Source organism: Pseudomonas fluorescens, from assembly GCF_001307155.1.
GTDB lineage: Bacteria > Pseudomonadota > Gammaproteobacteria > Pseudomonadales > Pseudomonadaceae > Aquipseudomonas > Aquipseudomonas helvetica.
Genome location: NZ_CP012830.1, coordinates 3,688,804 through 3,704,912, shown reverse-complemented (window position 1 = coordinate 3,704,912; position 16,109 = coordinate 3,688,804). Strand labels below are relative to the sequence as shown.

At 57.5% G+C, this 16,109-nt stretch carries 20 protein-coding genes; 2 read left to right on the top strand and 18 right to left on the bottom strand.

Annotation, left to right across the window (positions count from 1 at the left end; translation table 11 throughout):
- Positions 1-103: 103 nt before the first annotated feature.
- From AO353_RS16700 to AO353_RS16630, 16 genes are all read right to left on the bottom strand, one after another.
- Positions 104-691: a phage tail assembly protein gene (locus AO353_RS16700; protein WP_054595945.1), complete on the bottom strand. Its 588-nt coding sequence runs from the start codon at positions 689-691 to the stop codon at positions 104-106.
- A 91-nt stretch (positions 692-782) separates the two neighbouring features.
- Positions 783-1,289, bottom strand: coding sequence for a phage major tail tube protein (locus AO353_RS16695; protein ID WP_054595944.1), 507 nt, complete (start codon positions 1,287-1,289; stop codon positions 783-785).
- Entirely contained in the window at positions 1,289-2,455 is a 1,167-nt protein-coding gene (locus AO353_RS16690) for a hypothetical protein (protein WP_054595943.1), read from the bottom strand. Before AO353_RS16690 ends, AO353_RS16695 begins: the two co-directional genes overlap by 1 nt.
- Positions 2,456-2,457: 2 nt before the next feature.
- Positions 2,458-2,658 (bottom strand): hypothetical protein, encoded by a 201-nt coding sequence (locus tag AO353_RS16685; protein ID WP_054595942.1) that lies wholly within the window; start codon positions 2,656-2,658, stop codon positions 2,458-2,460.
- A gap of 88 nt (positions 2,659-2,746) precedes the next feature.
- On the bottom strand, positions 2,747-3,049 hold the full coding sequence (locus AO353_RS16680) for a hypothetical protein (protein ID WP_054595941.1): 303 nt from the start codon (positions 3,047-3,049) through the stop codon (positions 2,747-2,749).
- Positions 3,050-3,051: 2 nt separating this feature from the next.
- A complete protein-coding gene (locus AO353_RS16675; protein ID WP_237142898.1) occupies positions 3,052-3,837 on the bottom strand; it encodes a phage tail protein in 786 nt (261 codons plus the stop codon).
- On the bottom strand, positions 3,837-4,007 hold the full coding sequence (locus AO353_RS31195; RefSeq protein ID WP_158246523.1) for a hypothetical protein: 171 nt from the start codon (positions 4,005-4,007) through the stop codon (positions 3,837-3,839). The genes AO353_RS16675 and AO353_RS31195 overlap by 1 nt, the downstream gene beginning before the upstream one ends.
- Positions 4,008-4,014: 7 nt before the next feature.
- Positions 4,015-4,545, bottom strand: a complete 531-nt coding sequence (locus tag AO353_RS16670; protein WP_054595940.1) for a hypothetical protein — start codon at positions 4,543-4,545, stop codon at positions 4,015-4,017.
- Positions 4,546-4,603: 58 nt separating this feature from the next.
- The gene (locus tag AO353_RS16665) at positions 4,604-5,263 is read right to left on the bottom strand and encodes a phage tail protein I (RefSeq protein WP_054595939.1); all 660 of its coding nucleotides are present in this window, start codon (positions 5,261-5,263) and stop codon (positions 4,604-4,606) included.
- A complete protein-coding gene (locus tag AO353_RS16660) occupies positions 5,260-6,255 on the bottom strand; it encodes a baseplate J/gp47 family protein (RefSeq protein WP_054595938.1) in 996 nt (331 codons plus the stop codon). The genes AO353_RS16665 and AO353_RS16660 overlap by 4 nt, the downstream gene beginning before the upstream one ends.
- Complete coding sequence (locus tag AO353_RS16655) at positions 6,252-6,584, bottom strand: hypothetical protein (RefSeq protein WP_054595937.1); 333 nt, start codon at positions 6,582-6,584, stop codon at positions 6,252-6,254. Before AO353_RS16655 ends, AO353_RS16660 begins: the two co-directional genes overlap by 4 nt.
- A gap of 10 nt (positions 6,585-6,594) precedes the next feature.
- On the bottom strand, positions 6,595-7,206 hold the full coding sequence (locus tag AO353_RS16650) for a phage baseplate assembly protein V (RefSeq protein ID WP_054595936.1): 612 nt from the start codon (positions 7,204-7,206) through the stop codon (positions 6,595-6,597).
- Between the two features lie 21 nt (positions 7,207-7,227).
- Positions 7,228-7,752 carry a hypothetical protein gene (locus AO353_RS16645; RefSeq protein ID WP_054595935.1) on the bottom strand — a complete coding sequence of 175 codons (525 nt, stop codon included), beginning with the start codon at positions 7,750-7,752 and terminating at the stop codon, positions 7,228-7,230.
- 136 nt (positions 7,753-7,888) lie between these two features.
- Positions 7,889-8,470 carry a DUF642 domain-containing protein gene (locus tag AO353_RS16640; protein ID WP_054595934.1) on the bottom strand — a complete coding sequence of 194 codons (582 nt, stop codon included), beginning with the start codon at positions 8,468-8,470 and terminating at the stop codon, positions 7,889-7,891.
- Between the two features lie 176 nt (positions 8,471-8,646).
- Complete coding sequence (locus tag AO353_RS16635; protein ID WP_054595933.1) at positions 8,647-8,994, bottom strand: phage holin family protein; 348 nt, start codon at positions 8,992-8,994, stop codon at positions 8,647-8,649.
- Between the two features lie 500 nt (positions 8,995-9,494).
- The gene (locus AO353_RS16630; protein ID WP_054598255.1) at positions 9,495-10,229 is read right to left on the bottom strand and encodes an XRE family transcriptional regulator; all 735 of its coding nucleotides are present in this window, start codon (positions 10,227-10,229) and stop codon (positions 9,495-9,497) included.
- 200 nt (positions 10,230-10,429) lie between these two features.
- Here AO353_RS16630 and mutS point away from each other — a divergent pair, with 200 nt between their 5' ends.
- Positions 10,430-13,009, top strand: a complete 2,580-nt coding sequence (mutS, locus tag AO353_RS16625; protein WP_054595932.1) for a DNA mismatch repair protein MutS — start codon at positions 10,430-10,432, stop codon at positions 13,007-13,009.
- Positions 13,010-13,151: 142 nt separating this feature from the next.
- Entirely contained in the window at positions 13,152-13,475 is a 324-nt protein-coding gene (gene fdxA, locus AO353_RS16620) for a ferredoxin FdxA (protein WP_019692115.1), read from the top strand.
- A gap of 513 nt (positions 13,476-13,988) precedes the next feature.
- On the opposite strand, the gene rpoS is transcribed toward fdxA, so the two are convergent.
- Both rpoS and AO353_RS16610 read right to left on the bottom strand, forming a co-directional pair.
- On the bottom strand, positions 13,989-14,993 hold the full coding sequence (gene rpoS / locus AO353_RS16615) for an RNA polymerase sigma factor RpoS (RefSeq protein ID WP_054595931.1): 1,005 nt from the start codon (positions 14,991-14,993) through the stop codon (positions 13,989-13,991).
- Positions 14,994-15,098: 105 nt separating this feature from the next.
- Positions 15,099-15,956, bottom strand: coding sequence for a peptidoglycan DD-metalloendopeptidase family protein (locus tag AO353_RS16610; protein ID WP_054595930.1), 858 nt, complete (start codon positions 15,954-15,956; stop codon positions 15,099-15,101).
- Positions 15,957-16,109: the final 153 nt, after the last annotated feature.

Here is a 16,109-nt window from a genome sequence, read left to right as displayed (position 1 = left end):
AGGCGAGTGATCGCGATGTCGTAGCGGCGCAATGCCTTGCCAGCGTCCCACTCCAGAATTTCCGCCTCACTTACCGAGTAAATGAGCGGCACCACATCGAGGATTACTTCGATGTCGCGTTCCGAAAGAAGTCCGCCGGTTTGTTTAAAAAATCGTCAATGCGCACCTGCAACTGGGTCCAGTCGGGCACGGTCAGCGAGGCCAGGTCGGGAAGCATCAGGCCGGTGCAATGGGCGGTGATGAATTCGGCGCGTTCCTTGGCCGTCTTCAGTTTTTTCATCGCCTTGGTGGCGCGCAGCACCGGCATTTCCAGGGTCAGCGAAGTCATGCAGCGGCCCGCCACATTGAGCGGTTGCAGCAGTTGCACCTGATCGGGATCGTCGTCCGAAACTTCGCCAGCCTCGGTAGCCTGCTGTAGAAAGTACGACGCCGGGCGGGTCGACATTTCGTGCACGTACTGCGCAATGCTTACGTAGTCCGGGCGTTTGAGCTGATCCAGTTCCTTGACCGACAGGCCGGTGGCCAATTTGGCCAGTTCGAAGAACTGATCGTCCTCATCCTCGCCGGCGCGGGCCAGCGCCTCTTTCTGCGCGGCGTAGTACAGCGGCTTGAGTTGGATCTGCTCGAGCTGCGACTCATCGTCACCGGTAATCGGCGACAACAGGACATGTTTAGGCGGCATCCAGGACATGAAATGATTCCTTGCTCATACAAAAAAGCCGCCCGCAGCAAGCCGGAAACCAGCAGGTGAAGACGGCGATACAGGAAGGTGTTGCGGTCGCTTAAGGCAGCAGCACGGCGCGGCGGGCGTCGCCGAGAATGTCGACGCCGTTGAGCACGAACTTCTGGGTGCGCACGTCGATGTCGATCACCGGGATGCCGTTTTCCAGACGGTTGTAGGTGCGGCAGGACAGCTCCAGCGTTGTGATGGATTTTTCGCCCATCTTCAGCTTCGCCTCGCTCAGGGATTTCAGCTTGCCGCCCACGGTGTGATAGGTGAACCAGGTGTTGCCATCCTGGTCCTGACCGGCTTCGCGGACATTCAACAGGATGTCTTCACCCAGTTTCACACCGAGCGCCAGCATGATTTCCGGGCCAGTGCCTTGCAGGTTCAACGTGGCGTTGAGCACTTTGCCGCTCTTGGCCATTTCCTCGGCGATAAAGCGCCCGCCGGTCATCGGCTCCATGTCGAAATCGATTTTCGGCGGGGTGAAATCTTCCACCGTTGCTGACAACGGCAGGCCTTGCAGGGTGGCCGCGATGGCCTGTCTTACGCGGTTGGTAAACATTAGAGAACATCCTCCAGGAACTGCTCGATGATTTCATCGCGGGCGTTGAGTTGATAAACCATGTGTTCATTCGGCGCGTACCGGCCGTAGTCGATGACGATGAACCAAGTGCCGTTTTTGTACTTCTCGACGCTGTTCAATTCCGGGTGCAGGTACACGCTGCCGCCAGGGATGGTTTCGTCGGCGACCAGGGTTTGCAGCCAGTCGTTGATGCGCTTGACCTCCTGATCCATGAACGACTTGGTCAGGTTCTTGGCCATGGCTTTCTGGCCGGCCTTGACCAGCTTGCGGCTGATCGCATCTTCCAGGCCGACGTAGCTGATGAACTTGCCGGTGATGGAGCGGTTACCCAGCAGCGAGAAGCCGCCGAGAACGGTCCGGGCGTAGTAGCTGATGCCGTAGCGGTTGAGCAGATCGCCCTCGGTCGAGGTGTCGAGGATGTTGTATTCCACGGTCCGCGAAACGTCTTCGGCGTAGGTCACCTGATTGCCCGGGCTTTCCCATTGCTTGACCTTGGCCAAGGCCGCGATAGCCAGGCTCGAAGGCGCCAGGAACACGTTTTTCTTCGCCGCCTTGGAGTACACCGCAGGCATGTTGTGCACGACGAGGCAGCGGTCGAAACCCAGATCCGCACCGCCCAGTTCCTTGCTGTAGGTCACCTGATCGGCGATCGAAGTGTCCTTGCCATCGAGTACCACACGGGCCTTGATGCGCTTGCCGAACGAGGCGAACTCACTGGCCACCGCCTTGGTGCCGGTAAAGCCCGGCGCACCGATGATGGTCAGGTCTTCAGGCACACCGCTCAGTGCGGCCAGGCCCAGCTTGCGACCGGTCAGCGCTTCGTTGCCGCCGATCACGTTGTTCAGGGTGTCGGCCGGGGTCGCGCCCTCTTCGACGATGACCACATACACCGGCACCTTGACCACTTTCAGGATCTGGTAAACCGCCTGATACAGCGTGCCCGCCTCGGCGCCTGTCGGATCGAGCTGCGCATGGGTGGTAAAGCTGTTGATGCGGAACGGGGTATTTTTCGGGATCAGCGGATTGGCATTCGGCGCCGTGCCGACCAGACCGATGACGTTGTCACCGAGGCCACCCATGGCCTCGGGGGATTCGGTGGCATTGACGGTGATGCCGTTGTGCTCGAAGTTCAAAACCTCAGCCATGGTTATTCAGCCTTCTTGATGGTGGCCTTTTTGGCCGGGGTGATTGGGGAGGTCTCGAGGACGCTGGTTAGCTCCAGACGGCCAGCGCTGCGCAGAGCAGAGGCCTCAACGTCGAGCAGTTCGAGCTGTTGGCCAACACTCGACCAATGGCCACCACCGGTGGGGAACGGGATGAGGACGGTGTATTTCTGACGATTGGACATTTACGAATTTCTCCAGACTCAACAACACAAAAGCCCCATTGCAGGGGCTTTGTGCGGGCGAAAAAAAACCGCTTACGCGGTTGGGGATTCAGGTGCGATCAGGTAACGGATAGAGCGCCTTGATTTCGGCCACCTTATCGCGCCACGCTTTTTCCTTTTCAGGTGTTTCGTCGTATTGCCACTCGAGAAACAACGGATCAGCCTCAGCTACGTACAGGGCACGACGCGCTGCCCCGACTGCCACCGACTTCGCTACGCGCTCAGCTTCAAGGCAGAGCTCATCGGCTCGGGCCTCACTGAATCCAAGCGCTACCAATGTGGGGCGATCAGTTGGCACATTGATCAGCGTCTCACCCGAGTCAAGCAATAGCTCTTTGATAAAACCGGTCATCTTTAAACCCCTTTTGCTGCATAGCGTTTATCGTTGTCAAACGTATAAGCCATTCTGTTTTCGGGATACGTTGTGCCCAACTCAGGCGCGGTAACTGCAAAAGGTTTTACCTTCCACGAAATCTCATATTCAGAAGTTACAGCTTGACTCAGTTCAACCTCAGCATCAGAACGACTGTACTTCACCGGCGCTTCAAAACTTTTTGTAATGATATAGGACAGTCCGCCACGCAAATAGCATCCCGACTCCTGCGGAGAGTTCACCAGCGCACCGGAAACCTGATTAAGATAAATCGGCTTGACGCCTGTTACCGGACGGACATACGAAAGCATCCCAAACTCAACGCGCCGAACGGTTTCCCGATACGTTTGAGAAACCCGTTTTACTGCCAGGAAGTTTGCATCGCCATTCCAGGGAATCCCACACCCCTCCATCTGCAAATTCAAGCCAGCCACATGGACTTCAAAATTGTTGTTGAACGGATTTTTTTCACTGTCGAGGCTGTAGTTCCTGGATATCAAGATCTCGGAAATGCCCTGCTCGTTGCCAGGCATTCGCCACCAAACCGGATAAAAAATATTAGTAGACAACCCGGTCAAATCAATAATCTGTGAGTAAGAGGCCCGCCCGTTAATATCCTTTGCCTGTACGGCGCCGCGCCATGCAGTGAACTGACCTAATGCCGCGTCCATGCGCGCATCGATCTTGCCGATCTGATCAGTCACCGTCTGGGTAAGTTTTTCACATGCATCTACAACCTTTGTGATAGTTGTTTCAATTCCCATCATCAACCCCTGGTAAAGTTTATCTTTTCAGCACCAGCGTTAAACGCCGCTACAAGTTTATGAAAGCCATAGTTCATATTCGCGTCCAGCGTTGAAGCGCGATCAGCGGATGCGCACACCACTTCAAAGCCCAAAACAGCACCGTCGAAGTTCGTCAAATGTGGAACACTCATGCCCCCCCTATTTCGCTTCAAGATCCATAACCCGCAACATCAGATCAACATGGCGGGACATGTTGCCGATCGAGGCCGCAGCCATGATCGAGATCTCCTCAGCCAGCAACACATTGAGGTTTTCACTACCGACAACAATGGTCACGCTGTCCGCCGGCAATGGCGAAATATCGAGGGTGAATTTTTGCAATACACGAGCGGCGCTGGCCTTATACGTCAGCAGCTTTCCAGCGACCGAGTACACCGCCAGCAGCGTGCCGCTGGCGAGATAGAAGCCAAACTCGCCAATCTCGTATTCATCCGGACCGCTGAACAGCGCGGCCATCCGTAGCTGCCGGGAACCAAGGTCCTCGTAGTCAACAATCGCCACCCGTTGCCGCTCATCGCGAAGGGCTGTTTCCGAACCGTTCGGGTCATAGCGAGCGGTGCCCACACCGATGTGAGTAATCTCACCTTTCAAGCCTTGGTTTTTTGCCTGCAACACTTCATCCAGACCGGCGGAAGTGAAGCGAACCAAGCGCGTAATGTCTTCTGTCATAGCTGCGCCCTGAGGTCGTAATCGTTAATGGTGTAGCGCTGAGACACCCCAGCGCCTGTCAGTCGTATTCAGGCAGCGCCCCAAAAAGGAATAATTCGCCATCGGAAAGCGGCGTGTGTGCGGCGCTGTGCATTGCAAGCCAAGCGTGCAGCCTCACTTCAGGCAATGCGCCCGGTTGACTGTCGTCGCTGATACTCAGCCCAGGATCAGCACCCGCAGCAACACGCAGGTCGCCGCTCGTTTCGTGAACGACGGTGATGGTTGCATCGTCTCGCTCGCTCTTCGCCGCATTGACGCGGCGTATCAAGCGATTGTGATCGCCACTCGACCAGCTTCGACCGATGATCGCCTGCACGTCGAAGGTGTAGGGGTTACCGAGAGGTCGCTGCTCGTACCAGGCAGAGATATTCGGTGTGAAACCCAGCGATTCGACGGCATGACTCAACGCTTTATTGGTTCCGGCCTGCCGCTGGATCTGCCAGGACAGTGAGACGGTCAAACGCTTTTCTGACTCGCTGGCGCCCGCGTCCCATTCGCTGACACCACGATCTGCGGCGAGATACGGCAAGAACGCCGACGGTGTCTTCGCTGGATTCATCAATTCAGGGAACGGCAGAGCAATGCGATCGAGCAATTGACCAAAACCGAGATCGAGCGCTTTTTCCAGCGGCGAACTGTTCGCCGGCAACAGGCTCGGACGAGAAGCTTGATCACTCATAGCGTCAGCACCTCAACCTCGACACCCGTGCAGTACGGAGCCTGGAAGGCTGTGGTCACGATGGGCTCCACTGGCTCGAGGATCTCCAGCTGTACCGCGCCGGCGGTATGTATCGTGTAATCGATCCAGCTCGGATCGACCCGCCCTTCCAGCCGATGGCACGCATCGGCATATGCCTGCAACTGCTGCTCAGCGGCCACCTTGGTCAGACCCGAATCCGGTCCGGCGTTGATCTTCGCGACCACCCGGATCTTGTAGCGCTTGATTTCGGCGGCCTGCACCGTAACGAGATCCGTTTCGGGCCTCACGTCAGGGCGGGCAAAGTGCCGGCGAACCCCGTCCAGCAGGTCCGCAGACGGCGTGCCGTCAGCCTCTCGCGACAGCACGGTGACCCTCACCTCGCCAGGCGCTGTTCGGCACCCGTTGCCATCCTTGACCTGCGCCGCGTAGCCATCCGGATCAAAGCTGTAGGTCACCGTCACCACACCCGGGGCCGTGGTTTCGACCTTCACTGCGGGCCGTTCGCCGAGGGTGAACACCTCGCGGCGATACTGCATCCGCGAACCCGCTGCCGGTGCATGCGGCGCCAGGTAGTAACGCAGCCGGGCATTGTCGTCGCTTTCATAAGTGGGTGGGATCGGCGGGAATGCCGCCGGATTTCCCGGGTCCAGTACCTGACGCTCAAGACCCATGTCCGCGAGGCGGGCGTCGAGGTTGCTGCCGGTCGCCCACCACGCGAGCATCTGCTTGATGCGGGCGTTGTATTTGCGTTCGTGGGTTTGCAGCCGCACACAAAAGGCCTCAAGGGCCAGGGTCAGCAGCTCGCTTTCGTTGTCGAGGCTGACTTGCAGTTTGGCGGCAGTTTCCGGTGAACGGGCGGCCACGTAGTCGACGACAAACGCCTTGAATTCTGCGAGCAGCGCCTCGAACGCCTCGACCGTGACAATCGCCGGCTCAGCCAACTGGTTTTGACCGGGTATCAGCATGCTCATGTCACGACCTCGAATGTCTGTTTGCGGTTTTTCCAGGTGCCGGCGAAGCGCAACAACAGCCCCGCCCCTCGACGACTGGCGACGATGACCTCAGGCTGAAAATCATCGATACCGTTTGCCTTGTTGTAAAACGCCTGTGCTGCGTGGCTCTGCGCAAGGATCAACATGTCGTCGCCAACGTTCTGCCCCAGCAAATCGGGCACCAGCGATCCATACAGCGGACGCTTTTGACGAGTGCCCAGCGGGGTGGTCAGTGCGCGGGTTGCGCGCTGCACAAACTGCAGCCAGTCGTCGACCGCTGCTCCGGTATTTCTATCGACTCCAATCATGGGAAGTCCCTTATGCCGTACTGATGACTCGCCCCTGGTGATCCACCAAAGGGCCGAGGAAGTGAACGCCAGAGGCGTCGAGCAGCACGCCGACTGCGCCCAGCTTCAGCTCGATGGCCTCAGGGGTCAGCGCCAGCCGGGCCGGGCCGACAGTCAACTCGACCGACTCACGCGAGCCCTTGAATGTCGTCTGTCCATTGGTCCAGCTCAGGACATGGCTTGCATCGTCGTAGCTGCTTTCGGTGCCGTCCTTGTGTCGACGACGTGTCAGCGTGGCCACGGTCGAAACCGGCGGGAACCGATTGCTGTTGAGGCCGAACAAGGCGACCGATTGCCCGGCGCCATCGCCGCCGCCATAGTTCAGCAGCAAGCACTGCTCACCCTCGGAAGGGATGCGCGATTCACTCTGTTCGCCTGCACTCGGGTTGAAGAACCTGATCGCTGGCGTCAGCAGATCCCCATGGCTGACCTTGCAGGTGTTGCTGGCGGCATCGACCTCTACACACACGCCGATGCGACAGAAGCTGTCGGCACGCCGGTGCAGGTCTTCGAACTCGGTCTCCATTTCGGCCAAGCGCTCGATGATCGGACCGAGCTGCATACGTAGAAGAGCGTCAAACATGGGCCACTCCTTGAGTGCTTGTTAAACAAGCGCTGTGTATTGATCCGGATCGTCGATGTTCGAGACCTGCGAGGTGAACGCGAACTTCGGTGTGCCCGTTGGCTCATCGAGCAACGGCGAGCCGAAGTACAGCGTCTGGGAAAACGAAACTGTCCATGCGTCGTACACCTGCTCACCGCTGGTGAACGTCGACGGCACTGCCTCGATGCTCATCGGCAGGTCGCATTGCCCTCCCGATACGCCCCAACGGTTATCCGTGACGATATCCTTCAGTGCGCTGGCGAGATTGCAGGCCTCAAGCCCTGAATGCCCGCTCTTCCCGGCGACCACGCCTTGCAGCGAGATCGTCAGGACATGAGCGATACGCCCATCGTTGGCGCGGGTGCCCGCGGCATCGCGCTGAATCGCGATCAGGACCCAGGCATCATCGACAACCCCATCGAAATCCTGATATCCCCCAACCTTCAGGCCTGGATAAATCGGCCGAAGTGCCTCACCGATAGCGAAAATCAGCTCCGAGGGTTTATTGATAACGCTTGGAGACATAAGCGGTTTCCTGTTCGAGTATTACTGCGTCAAATCACCACCGGACGGCGGTCTCCCCCGCCGTCTAATGCACCTGGAAAGCCCAGGACGTTATCGAGAACTTTGTCTAGATACTTCATGGGCCGAGGCGAACTAATTACAAGCGCTCGACGACAACCTTATCGATAAAGGCAAAGTTATAGTTCGGGTTCTGTTCATTCGAAAAGCTGAGTGTGGTGTGAGCGGTTGTTGCGGTGAAGTCATAAGTAATGGTGTCCCATACCGTTGCCACTCCTGACGCGGTAGGTGTATTGAAACTGGTCGTTTGCCCCGCCACTTTCACTTGAATAATACCGTCGCCCGAACGGCCGCCATACTTGGAGTTACCGGCACTAAACGTCAGCCGATACTTAGCACCGATAACGGTTTCAAAGTTTTGCTGAATCCCGCCACCGTTCAGATAGGCGTAGTTGGCAAGGTCAACGATTACCACACCGTCTGCCGCGACGGAGCTCGGGATCGACGCCGGCATATTGAAGTACTCCGCACCCGACAGAAAGGTTGTCCAGCCAGTGATAAAGTTTGTTTTCGCCGGGGTGTCCAGAACACAACTACTGCTGCAACCTGGCTGTTCAAAACTGCCATTGATCAGAAGGTTGGCGGCAAAAGCGTTGCTGCCAACGCCAAGCAATGCAGCGGACAATGCGAGTGGAGCAATAGTTTTATTGATAACGTTCATGTATTTACCTGTTGAGTTGAATGATTGAGTCATGCGGTACTTACCGCACTCATTTTTCGTTAAGGAAAGTTACCGCCGATGACCCGCATCCTTGCAGGTCGGGGTCGTTGTCTACGCCCCCCGTCAGCCAATCCATTGGACTTGTTCTGCGATGATCCTCTTTGCTGCCAGTACCATTAGCGGTCCTGACTGGAATCACGCGGCGCCATTTCATCGACGCCAATCCGCTTGGCCGCCCAGCGCTCGTAAAGCCCGATAGCGACGTCGGCACCGGCCATCGCGGTAAGGCAACCGAAAGCGCCGGCGGTCCAGATCGACACGCCAGCGGCATACAGCAGCATGATGGTCGAGACCCCGCAGACCATGCAGGCCCCGGAGCGCAGCACCAGACGCCGCAACAGTGGCCAGCCGCGAGCGCCCTCCTTGTCGGCGCGCCACATTTCGCCGGACACCCCGCCGACCACCGCCAGAGCGATGACCAGCCAGATAGGCATGTCCGCCAACGCTTGCTGCTCGTTTGTCATGTCACGCCTCCTGCGTTGATAAATAGGTGATGGGTTTGTGTGTTGTTCAAACGCTGTCTCTTGATGTGCCTGACGGTAGGTAGGCATTCCAAAAAGCCCGGTCGCCCGGGCTTTTCAGTAATACGGTCCTTCCGATCTTTCGGCGCTACTGGCGCGGTACGGATCCATTCAAATTGTTCCTCCGACCGCGACCCTGTCCGCCGGATAACTGCTTACGGTGCTTTACGCTGCACACCCGGGTCAGTTGCCAACCCTCTGAACCGTTGAGGCCGGTTCATCGCTGCCTTTGCTGTGGAACTAAAGAGCTTCGTTGCGAGCCGTTGTTGAGCGGCTTGAGGCAAAGAATATGCATGGATGCATATACAGTCAATGCATAAATGCATTTATTTATGCATCAGAAATGCACGGACGCATGAAAGCCCCGCAAACAAAGGGTGGGATGGTTTTCGTCGGGCGAAAAAAAACCCGCTTGATAGCGGGTTTTGTCTGACAGCTAAGCGTTAGCGGGCGTACATGCCCCACCAGAAGACATGGCCGAGGATGACGATTTGCTCTTCCTGGATTTCCTGGAAGGTGTAGTCCTCATCCGGGTGTTCATCGCGATTGAAGCTACGCAGACGAATGCCGGTAGGCAGACGATAGAGCTGCTTCACCCGCAGCTGGCCGTTATGGTTGATGGCATACAGATCACCATCAACGATGTCGCCAATCCCGGACTTGCCGGCATTGACCCCAACCGTGGCGCCGTCGCGCAACACCGGCAACATGCTGTTGCCGCGCACGGTCACGCATTTGGCCTGGTCGAACTGCACACCGTTATGCCGCAAGCTGCGCTTGCCGAAGCGCAAGCTTGAGCGCTCGCTTTCTTCGATGACGAATCTTCCTGATCCAGCAGCCAATTCAACCTCGCGAAGAAAGGGGACCGAGACCTCGTCGTCATCGACGGGGGTATCGTCATCCCACAGACTTATGTCCTTGAGTTCCGAATGCGACTCTTCGCGTGCAGGCGCATTGGCCGACGCAACATCGGCGCGGCCACGCAACTGGTCAGTGCTCACACGGAAGTACTCGGCGATCTTCGAGATGTGTTTATCCGAAGGATCGACGATCTTCCCGCTGAGAATCCGCGAGAGGGTAGATTGAGGCACGCCGGTGCGACGGTGAAGCTCCGTGGGGGAGATCCCGTGCTGATCGAGCAGTGCTCTTAAGACGGTAGAAACATTGCGTTTTTGCATAACGCGCATAGTGCTTGTTCTTATCGAAGATGACAAATGCTGTTTTGCATAACCAGTGCATAAATCGCAGAGTTGTGCATCGGGCCTTTCATCCCTGCGTAGGTCGGACTGCCCATGGTAACCTTGCGCCCATCGCGGAAAAGCCGGGCTGATGTCCCTCTTTTGCCCCACCCCTTTCAACGAATTCGCCTGATTACCTGATGAATAAAGCACTCTCCGATCTGTCTTCCCACACTCCGATGATGCAGCAGTACTGGCGTCTGAAGAACCAGCACCCTGACCAGTTGATGTTCTACCGCATGGGTGACTTCTACGAGATCTTCTATGAAGACGCGAAGAAGGCCGCCAAGTTGCTGGACATCACCCTGACTGCCCGTGGGCAATCGGCCGGGCAGGCGATTCCGATGTGCGGGATTCCTTACCACGCGGCGGAAGGTTACCTGGCGAAACTGGTCAAGCTCGGTGAGTCGGTGGTGATCTGTGAACAGGTCGGCGACCCGGCGACCAGCAAAGGTCCGGTAGACCGTCAAGTTGTACGAATCATCACCCCCGGCACCGTCAGCGATGAAGCGCTGCTGGATGAGCGCCGCGACAACCTGATCGCCGCCGTACTGGGTGACGAGCGCCTGTTCGGCCTGGCCGTGCTGGACATCACCAGCGGCAACTTCAGCGTGCTGGAGATCAAAGGCTGGGAAAACCTGCTGGCGGAGCTGGAGCGGGTCAATCCGGTCGAGCTGATGATTCCGGACGATTGGCCAAAAGACTTGCCGGCAGAGAAGCGCCGTGGCGTTCGTCGTCGTGCACCGTGGGATTTTGAGCGTGATTCGGCGCTGAAAAGTCTTTGCCAGCAATTTTCCACCCAGGACCTCAAAGGTTTCGGCTGCGAGAACCTGACCCTGGCGATCGGTGCCGCCGGTTGCCTGTTGAGCTACGCCAAGGAAACCCAACGCACCGCCCTGCCGCATTTGCGCAGCCTGCGTCATGAGCGTCTGGACGATACCGTGGTGCTGGACGGCGCGAGCCGTCGCAACCTGGAGCTGGACACCAACCTGGCGGGTGGCCGCGAGAACACCCTGCAATCGGTGGTCGACCGTTGCCAGACCGCCATGGGCAGCCGCTTGCTGACCCGTTGGCTGAATCGCCCACTGCGCGACTTGAGCGTGCTGCTGGCACGCCAGACCTCGATCACCTGCCTGCTCGACGGTTACCGCTTCGAGAAACTCCAACCGCAGTTGAAAGAGATCGGTGACATCGAGCGGATCCTGGCGCGTATCGGCCTGCGTAACGCTCGCCCGCGTGACCTGGCTCGCCTGCGCGACGCTCTCGGTGCCCTGCCAGAACTGCAAGTGGCGATGACCGAGCTTGAGGCGCCACACCTTCACCAACTGGCGGTGACTACCAGCACCTATCCCGAGCTGGCCGCCCTGCTGGAAAAAGCCATCATCGACAACCCGCCGGCGGTGATCCGCGACGGTGGCGTGTTGAAAACCGGTTACGACGCCGAACTCGACGAGCTGCAATCGCTGAGCGAAAACGCCGGACAATTCCTGATCGACCTCGAAGCCCGCGAGAAGGCTCGCACCGGCCTGGCCAACCTGAAAGTCGGCTACAACCGGATTCACGGTTACTTCATCGAGCTGCCAAGCAAGCAAGCCGAGCAGGCACCGGCCGATTACATCCGCCGCCAGACCCTCAAGGGTGCCGAGCGTTTCATCACGCCAGAACTCAAAGCCTTCGAAGACAAGGCCCTGTCAGCCAAGAGCCGTGCGCTGGCCCGCGAGAAGATGCTTTACGAAGCCCTGCTCGAAGACCTGATCAGCCAACTGCCACCGCTGCAGGACACTGCCGCGGCACTGGCCGAGCTGGATGTCTTGAGCAACCTGGCCGAGCGTGCGCTGAACCTTGACCTGAACTGCCCACGGTTCGTCAGCGAGCCGTGCATGCGCATCAGCCAGGGCCGTCACCCGGTGGTTGAACAAGTATTGACCACGCCGTTCGTGGCCAACGACCTGAGCCTGGACGACAGCACGCGGATGCTGGTGATTACCGGCCCGAACATGGGCGGTAAATCCACTTACATGCGGCAAACCGCGCTGATCGTGCTGCTGGCGCATATCGGTAGCTTCGTGCCTGCCGCCAGCTGCGAATTGTCGCTGGTGGACCGGATTTTCACCCGGATCGGCTCCAGTGATGACCTGGCCGGTGGCCGTTCGACCTTCATGGTCGAGATGAGCGAAACCGCGAACATCCTGCACAACGCTACCGAACGCAGCCTGGTGCTGATGGACGAAGTCGGTCGCGGCACCAGCACCTTCGACGGTCTGTCGCTGGCTTGGGCTGCGGCCGAGCGTCTGGCTCAGCTGCGCGCTTATACGCTGTTCGCCACCCATTACTTCGAGCTGACGGTACTACCGGAAAGCCAGCCGCTGGTGGCCAACGTCCACCTCAATGCCACCGAGCACAACGAGCGCATCGTATTCCTCCATCACGTACTGCCTGGCCCTGCCAGCCAGAGCTACGGATTGGCGGTTGCGCAACTGGCCGGCGTCCCCACCGAGGTGATTGTGCGGGCTCGCGAGCATCTGGGGCGACTGGAAACCACGGCACTGCCTCACGAAACGGCGCAGCCAAGCAAAGGCAAACCGGCCGCACCGCAGCAGAGCGATATGTTCGCCAGCCTGCCGCATCCAGTGCTCGATGAACTTGCCAAGCTTAATCTGGATGACATGACCCCGCGTAGGGCGCTCGAAATGCTCTATACATTAAAGACACGGATCTAACGCACTGGCCTGCAAGCTGTTAGAATCTCGCGCGGTTTGGGATGCTGCAGGCAAATAGCCTGGTCTGCAGACTATCGCTCCCAAACCTGGCGACCCCACCGTGAAGGGGCGCAGCACGCCGCCGCCTGAGGAGAGAATTAGAATGACCTTCGTCGTCACCGACAACTGCATCAAGTGCAAGTACACCGACTGCGTAGAAGTGTGTCCGGTGGACTGCTTTTACGAAGGCCCGAACTTCCTGGTGATTCACCCGGATGAGTGCATCGACTGCGCCCTGTGCGAGCCGGAATGCCCTGCTGTGGCCATCTTCTCTGAAGACGAAGTCCCGAGTGAGATGCAAGAATTCATTCAGCTGAACGTTGAACTGGCCGAGATCTGGCCCAACATCACTGAGAAGAAAGATCCGCTGCCAGACGCGGCAGAGTTTGATGGCGTTAAAGGCAAGATCAAAGACCTCGCTCGCTGATCATTGTCGCGCTCTTGAAAAGGCCCCCTGCGGGCCTTTTTGCGTTTCAGGGGGTGCGGTCCTTTTCTGCGGGCAAAAAAAGGGGCGGTATGACCCGCCCACATTTTTTCCCTATTCCTTGTGTTCCTTTTCATCGTCCTGATGAATCACGTCCTTGCGATGTTCCTTGACCATCATCCTTGATGGCTGTGTCTATCCGTCGACACAGGGCTGATATTAAAGAGTTCCCCGGTAAGAGCAATCACCTGCCACGGGTAAGCCCGAATGAAACGATATGTTTATCTATAAAAAATATCGTTATAAATCAATAATTTACATAATTAAGCCAACAGAGATAGACGACCACTACCCGGTAGAAAAACCGAACACTTACGAAAGAGTAAGCCATGGCTTACGTTAACCTGCGAAAGCGTCCGAATAGCTCTTACGAAGCTTAAACAGCCTATCAATCGGCGAATAACAAAAAGCCCCGAAACAGACGGGGCTTATTGTTATCAGGCGAACGCGCTCCTGCTACTGGAACAGCGACTCACTCGACAGGCCATTCTTCTCAAGGATTTCACGCAGACGTTTCAGACCTTCAACCTGAATCTGTCTGACCCGCTCACGGGTCAGGCCAATCTCCAGGCCTACGTCTTCCAGCGTACTGCTCTCGTGGCCGCGCAGGCCGAAGCGGCGGATCACCACTTCGCGCTGTTTGTCCGTCAGCTCCGAGAGCCACTGATCGATGCTCTGCGACAGGTCATCATCCTGAAGCAGCTCACAAGGATCGGTAGGGCGGTCATCCGTAAGGGTGTCCAGCAGGGTTTTATCCGAATCCGGACCCAGCGAGACGTCGACCGAAGAAACCCGCTCGTTCAGGCCCAGCATGCGCTTGACCTCTCCTACCGGTTTTTCCAGCAGGTTGGCGATTTCTTCGGGTGAGGGTTCATGATCGAGCTTTTGCGTCAGCTCCCGTGCCGCACGAAGGTAGACGTTGAGCTCTTTCACCACATGAATCGGCAGCCGGATGGTCCGGGTCTGATTCATGATTGCACGCTCGATGGTCTGGCGTATCCACCAGGTCGCGTAGGTCGAAAAACGGAAGCCGCGCTCTGGGTCGAACTTTTCCACTGCCCGGATCAGGCCGAGGTTGCCCTCTTCGATCAGGTCGAGCAGCGACAGTCCACGATTGACATAGCGTCGGGCGATTTTCACCACCAGTCGCAGGTTGCTTTCAATCATGCGCTTGCGCCCAGCCGGATCGCCACTTTGCGACAGTCGCGCAAAATGAACTTCTTCTTCCGGTGACAACAAGGGGGAAAAGCCGATTTCGTTGAGGTACAACTGGGTAGCATCGAGCGCTCGGGTGTAGTCGATGTACTTATGCTGCTTGAGTGTTGCGGAGTGCCTGGATTTGGAGCGAACTGAAGGCGTAGCTGATCCTTCATTCGACATCTCATCCGATGCGACGTCGGTCTCCATCAGGAGAACCTCATCGTCGATGTCAAACTCCGGCACTTCTTTACTGAGAGCCATTGTTATAGTCCTTTGGTGAGTTCGACCTCAAGCTCAAGCGACACCTTTATCCTTGGCAACGCTGGAGCCTGTTCCCTCTACGTGACGGAACAGGCTGGTAACAAATCAACGACGTGGCAGGAATTGCAGCGGATCTACAGGTTTACCTTGTCGGCGAATCTCAAAATGCAGTTTCACCCGGTCTGTACCCGTGGACCCCATTTCGGCAATTGTCTGTCCGACTTTGACCTGCTGCCCCTCCCGAACCAACAGCCTGCGGTTGTGACCGTAGGCACTGACGTAGGTATCGCTGTGTTTGATGATGACCAATTCGCCGTAGCCCCGCAAGCCACTCCCGGCATAAACCACGGTCCCATCAGACGCAGCTAAAACAGGCTGTCCCAAATCCCCGGCGATATCAATTCCTTTATTCAAACTACCGTTTGAAGAGAATTTTCCAATCAAAATGCCGTTGGATGGCCATCCCCAGCCTGTCGGCGCGGGCCCTGCAGGAGGCAATGGCGCAGGTGTCGGCTTGTTTGCGACGGACGGCGCAGCCGTCTGTTTCGCGGTGGTCGCACCCGAGGCTGGACCCCGGGTTACGGTAAATTTGCTCGAAGGAGAAGCGGTTGTTCCAGACGGGGTCACTACCTCTGTCGGCGTTGAACCGGAACGTCCGTCGAAGCGAATCGTCTGACCTGGATGGATTGTGTAAGGCGTAGGAATGTTGTTGCGTGCCGCCAGGGCCTTGTAGTCCCAGCCGTAGCGAAACGCGATCGAGAACAGGGTATCGCCGCGACGGACCACGTATTGGCCGGTGGTTACTGCAGGGCGTTGGGCCGCCGCATTATTACGATCGACCACTCGCACATCGCCTGAACGCGTGCTGGAGCAACCGACCAACAAGGAACTCAAGACAAGGCCAGTCACCAGGCGCTGAAAGCTTGTTGTACCGATACGCTGCGCAATGACTGTGAGACTCACCCGCCGCTCCCTTTGTGGTGGTTGAAAATAAAAATCGCCGTATTCAGGCATGAAATGTCGCAAGTATAACTGGCCGTCCGGGCTTTACCGTCGGCAAAACAAAATCGACACGCGCGCACGTTTGCTTATCGCTGTTCAATCGCGTTTAACCGA